The organism is Stenotrophomonas sp. 05L414_2 (assembly GCF_056397905.1).
Window position 1 is genome coordinate 23,857 of record NZ_JBFTOJ010000030.1, and the last position, 6,320, is coordinate 30,176.

6 protein-coding genes are annotated in these 6,320 nt (G+C 67.2%); all 6 read left to right on the forward strand.

Annotation, left to right across the window (positions count from 1 at the left end; translation table 11 throughout):
• The first annotated feature begins 60 nt into the window (after positions 1-60).
• Positions 61-465 carry a hypothetical protein gene (locus AC1DJN_RS06400; RefSeq protein WP_478039001.1) on the forward strand — a complete coding sequence of 135 codons (405 nt, stop codon included), beginning with the start codon at positions 61-63 and terminating at the stop codon, positions 463-465.
• A gap of 153 nt (positions 466-618) precedes the next feature.
• On the forward strand, positions 619-2,901 hold the full coding sequence (locus AC1DJN_RS06405; RefSeq protein ID WP_032975842.1) for a TonB-dependent receptor: 2,283 nt from the start codon (positions 619-621) through the stop codon (positions 2,899-2,901).
• 70 nt (positions 2,902-2,971) lie between these two features.
• Positions 2,972-3,691, forward strand: a complete 720-nt coding sequence (locus tag AC1DJN_RS06410; RefSeq protein WP_032975841.1) for a tetratricopeptide repeat protein — start codon at positions 2,972-2,974, stop codon at positions 3,689-3,691.
• A 10-nt stretch (positions 3,692-3,701) separates the two neighbouring features.
• Positions 3,702-4,379, forward strand: a complete 678-nt coding sequence (locus AC1DJN_RS06415) for a Fe2+-dependent dioxygenase (protein ID WP_478039002.1) — start codon at positions 3,702-3,704, stop codon at positions 4,377-4,379.
• Between the two features lie 172 nt (positions 4,380-4,551).
• Positions 4,552-4,947, forward strand: coding sequence for a hypothetical protein (locus AC1DJN_RS06420; RefSeq protein ID WP_032951575.1), 396 nt, complete (start codon positions 4,552-4,554; stop codon positions 4,945-4,947).
• Between the two features lie 148 nt (positions 4,948-5,095).
• On the forward strand, positions 5,096-6,320 hold a 1,225-nt coding region (locus tag AC1DJN_RS06425; protein ID WP_478039003.1), incomplete at its 3' end, for a TonB-dependent receptor plug domain-containing protein.

Below are 6,320 nucleotides of genomic sequence, written 5' to 3' on the forward strand. Positions count from 1 at the left end.
GCGAATCATTATCGTTGATGTTATCCTACGTAACATCTTCGTAACGCCTCCGCCTGCGCCATGGCTTCGTCCGCGCCCACTGCCACGCTGTGCCAGCTCGCCCGTCAGGGGTGGCCGCTGCTTGTGGCCGCGCTGCTGACGCTGCTGCTGGGCTGGTCGGCGTTGCACGAAGGGCGTGGCGGCCACACCGCCAACGCCGGCTGGCAGGCGCATCTGGACAACATGGACCAGGCCGCTCCGCTGCCGGCTCCTTCCAGCGACGAATGCCCCCACCACGCTGTGYCGGCCCCGGAACCTCCGCTGGACGGTGAGAGCGGCACGCCCTGTACCGGCGCTGCGCCGCCGCGCGCTGCGCTGGTGGCCCACATCCCGCTGTGGCACTCCGATGCCCTGCGCTGGCAGCGGCACGACCCCTCGCTGCGCCTGAATCCCGGCCACGCACCTCCGGCTCCGCACGCCATCTGAGGCGCCCTGCGGCCATTGCCGTGCGCCTCGCCTCGTCTGAACTGCCGCCAGGCATGGCCTGGCACTGCCCGAACCTCGCCGCCGCCATCGCGCCATTGAGTCGTGCTGGCCAGCTCTCGCTCATTCCCCATCCAAGCCACCGCCAACCTACCCATGACCCACATCAAGACCCGCAAGTACGCACCTCGCGTTTCCGTACTGGCCACCGCCACCCTCGCCGCCGGCTTCGCGCCGCTGGCCGCGCAGGCCGCCGACGACGCCGGCGCCAGCAAGGCCACCGAGCTGGACAAGGTCCAGGTGCGCGGCAGCTGGTTCAACCCGTCCTCGCCGAAGTTCACCGCCGCGCTGCTGGACACTCCGAAGTCGGTCTCGATCGTCTCGGAGAAGCTGATCGCCGAAACCGGTGCGACCAACCTGCAGGATGCGCTGCGCATGGTCCCGGGCATCACCTTCGGCGCCGGCGAAGGCGGCAACCCGACCGGTGACCGCCCCTTCATCCGCGGCTTCGACTCGCAGAGCAACATGTTCGTCGATGGCCTGCGCGACGTCGGTTCACAGACCCGCGAAGTGTTCGACCTGGAGCAGGTGGAAGTGGTCAAGGGCCCGAGCTCGGCCTACGGCGGTCGTGACTCCGGTGGTGGCAGCCTCAACCTGGTCAGCAAGACCCCGAAGCTGAAGAACGAGACCACTGCCAGCATGGGCATCGGCACCGACAGCTACGCACGCGGCACCGTGGATGCCAACTACGTGCTGGGCGATGGCATCGCCGCACGCCTGAACCTGATGAAGCACGAGTCGGACATTGCCGGTCGTGACGCGGCCAACGTCAGCCGCTGGGGCATCGCGCCGTCGATCGCGTTCGGCCTGAACGGCCCGGCGCAGCTGATCGCCAGCCACTACCACATGCAGAGCGACGACCTGCCCGACGCAGGCGGCTTCCCGTATGGCAACCCGAACGGCGCGCCGGTGTCGAAGTGGGTGGACGGCCGCCCGATGGTGCCCGACCGCAACAACTACTACGGCCTGGTGGACCGCGATTTCCAGCGCACCCGCGCCGACATCAGCACGCTGGACGGCAGCTACGACTTCGGCAGCCACAAGCTGCGCAACATCGCGCGCCTGGGCAACACCAGCAACGATTACCTGTGGACCCAGCCGGACGACAGCCAGGGCAACCCGAACAACTACGGCACCTTGTGGCGTCGTACCAACAGCCGCGCCGTCGACGTCAAGAGCTTCGCCGACCAGCTGAGCCTGACCGGCAGCTTCCAGACCGGTGCACTGAAGCACAGCTACAGCGCCGGCGCGGAATACAGCGACGAGAAGATGACCCGTGGCAGCTACCTGATGACCCCGGGCACCAACAATCCGCTGACCAACAGCAGCAAGTGCCCGACCACCGGCGCGGCCACCGGCTACAACTGCACCAGCTTCGACAACCCGAACCCGAACGATCCGTGGGCGGCCACCCATGCGGTGTACCGCAGCGACAAGGCGCTGGACGTCGAGCAGCGCACCAAGACCAAGTCCGCTTACCTGTTCGACACCATCGAACTGAACGCGCAGTGGATGATCAACGTCGGCCTGCGTTACGACGACTTCTCCACCACCCTGACCACCCCGGTGGCCGGCAAGGCGCCGACCCGCGTGCGCAACGACAATGACTTCCTGAACTACCAGGCCGGCATTGTCTTCAAGCCGACCGCCAACGGCAGCATCTACCTGTCCTACGGCACCTCCTCCACCCCGCCGGGCATGGACGGTGGCGATGGTTCCGATGGCCTCAGCGCGGCCGTGGCCGACCTCAAGCCGCAGGACACCAAGAACCTCGAACTGGGTACCAAGTGGGACCTGTTCGACAACCGCCTGAACCTGACCGCGGCGATCTTCCACACCGTGATGGACAACGCGCGCGTGACCGTCGACAACGGCACCAGCCAGAACGCCGGCAAGAAGGAAATCAACGGCGTGGAACTGGGCTTCACCGGCCAGCTGACCGACGCCTGGAGCCTGTACGGCGGCTACACCTACCTGGATTCGGAACTGAAGGACAACGGCTTCGTCTGCGCCGTGTCCGGCCGTACCTGCCCGTCCAACATCTACGTGCCCTCGCCGTACAACGGCAACGTGTTCCCGAACACCGCCAAGCACAGCGCCACCCTGTGGACCACCTACCGCTTCCCGTTCGGCCTGACCGTCGGCGCCGGCGCCAACTACTCCGACAAGCAGTACGGTGATGTGGCCAACACCAAGTGGATCCCCAGCTACACCCGCTTCGATGCGATGGCCAGCTACGCGATCCAGGACAACATCAGCCTGCAGTTGAACGTGCAGAACCTGACCGACAAGACCTACTTCACCAAGGCCTACGCGTCGCACTACGCGAGCATCGCCCCGGGTCGTTCGGCCACCCTGGCACTGAACGTGAAGTTCTGATGTAACCCGCAGCACCCACGCGGCGGCAGGATCTCCTGCCGCCGTTTTTGTTTCCGGCGATACTCCGCGCATGGCTTCCAACATCCCCTTTGATTCCGACGCCCTGACCGACCTGCTGCTGCACGAGCCGCAGGCTGCCTTCGCGCGCGTCCGCGATGCGGCGCAGGCCGGGCAGGTCGAGGCACAGCTGCTGCTGGCGCAGATGCACATGGAAGGCAAAGGCACGCCCCAGGACGCTGCTGCGGCCCTGCTCTGGTACGAGACTGCAGCCAACAACGGCGCGCCGATGGCGATGAACATGCTTGGCCGCTGCCATGAGCTGGGCCAGGGCACCACCGCCAATCCTTCGCTCGCAGCGGTCTGGTACCGGCGCGCCGCCGACACCGGACTGGACTGGGGCCTGTACAACCTGGCCAACCTGCTGGCCACCGGCCGCGGCGTACCACAGGACCGTGCACAGGCACTGGCGCTGTACACCCGCGCGGCCCATCTGGGCCACGCCAAATCGATGAACCTGCTGGCCCGGCATCTGGAAGATGGATTGGACACCGGTCGCGATCCGCAGGCTGCACTGGGCTGGTATCGGCGCGCGGCCGAGGCCGGCGATTTCCGCGGCCAGGCCAACTACGCCTCCATCCTTCTGCAGGCCGGTGAGATCGAACAGGCCGTGCACTGGCTGCAGTTGGCGCTGCAGCACGGCAGTCCCGCGTTCATGGCACATATCGTGCCCGAGCTGGCCGCCTCACCCTACCCGCAGGTGCGCGCGCTGGTCGCACCGTCTGCTTGCTGAGGACTTCCGCATGCTGCTGCACATCCCCGACATCCTCAGCGCCGGACAGGTGGCTGACATCCGCCGCAGGCTCGACGCAGCCGACTGGACCGATGGCCGCGAGACCGTCGGCCACCTCGGCGCGCAGGCCAAGCACAACCAGCAGCTGCCTGAAGCTTCGCCGCTGCGCCGCGAACTGGGCGAAACCATTCTGGTGGCCCTGGCACGGCATCCGCTGTTCTTCAGCGCCGCGCTGCCCTTGAAGTACCTGCCACCGCGCTTCAACCGCTACAGCGGCGGCGGCACCTACGGCTTCCACGTCGATGGCGCGGTGATGAACCTGGYCAACGGCGAGCAGCTGCGCTCGGACATCTCCTGCACGCTGTTCCTGTCCGACCCGGACGAGTACGACGGCGGTGAGCTGATCATCAGTGATACGTACGGCGAGCACGAAGTGAAATTGCCGGCCGGTGATCTGATCGTGTATCCCTCCAGCAGCCTGCACAAGGTCAATCCGGTCACCCGCGGTGCGCGCGTGGCCTCGTTCTTCTGGGTGCAGAGCATGATCCGCGACGATGTGCAGCGTCGTCTGCTGTGGGAGATGGATACTTCCATCGAGCGCCTGCGGCAGACCAATGGCGATGCCGACGCGGTGCTGCAGCTGACCGGCGTGTACCACAATCTGCTGCGACGCTGGAGCGAGGTCTGAACCGATCAGGCCACCCCTGCGGCAATTTGGCAATCATTCTCATTTGCAACGGCTAACGGGTCTCATTACAATCACGCCCCGTTGACGCCGGATGTTCCGGCCAGCCAGGGATCTCCGCTTGCGTCGCCCGTTCCGCCCTCGCCCGCTTCGGCTTGTACAGCTCGGCACCGCCATGCGCGGCCGTCGGCCTGCGCTGGCCAGCCTGCTGGCGTGGGTGGCGATGTTGACGCTGTTGCTGGGCACCCTGCCGCTGCTACCGGTCGCCCATGCCGCCGCGCCGCAGGCGCTGCAGCAGCCGCTGGAAGAGCGCGGCGGCGAAAGCCCTTTGCAGGAAGAAGCGCCGGCCAAACTGCGGCGCTGCGCCTCGGCACCGGCCAAGTCCACGGACAAGCCGATCCCGCCGCTGTTGCTGGCCAGCCACTGGCTGCGCACCGAACTTGATCTGGTTCCCTCCGCGTCGGTTCCCTCCGGCGCGCGTCCGCACTGGCCGCTGGCCGTACCGGACATGCCCTGGGCCGATGCGCCCGGGCGCCGCCAGCAACGCGGCCAGGCGCCGCCGCTCGCCTGATCCACGGCACGCCGTGACCGCCTGCGCGGTTGCGACGGCTCACCGCTGCCTGTTTCGCCCCTGCCGCCCCTGACCGGGCCATCCCTGCCCTGCCGTGCGCGTTCCGCGCCCTGCATCGCGCTGCCCTACATCCTTCGAGGTATCTGCCATGGCCCAGCGCCATCGTGTCCGTTCGTCCCTGTCCCGACATCTGTTGACCAGCGCTGTGCTGGCTGCGGTCGCGGCGCCCGCCTACGCCAATGGTGCCGCCAGCGGCGCGCCGCAGACGCTGGACAAGGTGGTGGTGACCGCCTCCGGTTTCGAGCAGAAGGTAGTCGATGCACCGGCCAGCATCAGCGTGGTCAGCCGCGAAGAGCTGAGCAAGCGCCCTTACACCAGCCTGGTCGACGCCCTGCGCGACGTCGAAGGCATCGACGTCGGCCTGGAAGCCACCGACAAGAACGGCCGCGCCACCATCTCCATGCGCGGCCTGCCGTCGGAGTACACCCTGGTGCTGATCGACGGTCGCCGCCAGAGCAACGCCGGCCAGCTGTATCCGAACAACTTCGGTGGTGGCCAGTTCGCCTACCTGCCGCCGCTGGATGCGATCGAGCGCATCGAAGTGGTGCGCGGCCCGATGTCCACGCTGTACGGCTCGGATGCAATGGGCGGCGTCATCAACATCATCACCCGCCGCAACCAGGACAGCTGGCACGGCGCGGTCACCCAGGGCTTCACCGTGCAGCAGGACGACCAGTTCGGCGACGCGCGCAGCACCGATCTGTACCTGAGCGGCCCGCTGGTCAAGGATCGCCTGGGCCTGGCCGTGCGCGGCAGCTACTACGACGCCAAGGCATCCAATCCCGAATGGGATGCGCTGACCCTGCCCGACGGCACGCTGTGGGAACGCAGCATCGGTTTCGGTGGCGGCGGCAAATCGGTGGCCAACACCAACTGGAACACCGGCGTGCGCCTGAACTTCCATGTCAACGACGACCACGAACTGTGGCTGGACTACGACGTCTCACGCCAGAAGTACGACAACAGCGAAGGCCAGACCGGCACCCTCGACAGCCTGGCCAGCCTGTGGCGCGTGGGCAACGCGGTGGTTCCGAACCCGAATGGCAGCGGCACCGTCACCCGCCGCGTGGTGCAGCCGCGCGTGGGCTACACCGCCTACCAGCGCTATGAGCGCGACCAGCTCTCGCTGACCCATCAAGGCCGCTACAGCTTCGGCACCTGGCAGACCTCGTTGACCCACAGCAAGAGCAACAACCTCGGCCGCTCGCTGCCGCTGACGCTGGACGAGCGCGCCGGCCTGCAGACCCTGTGGAACGACGTCTGCCGCCGCACCGGTGCCGCCAACAACTGTGCCGCCGGCCGCAACAACGGCC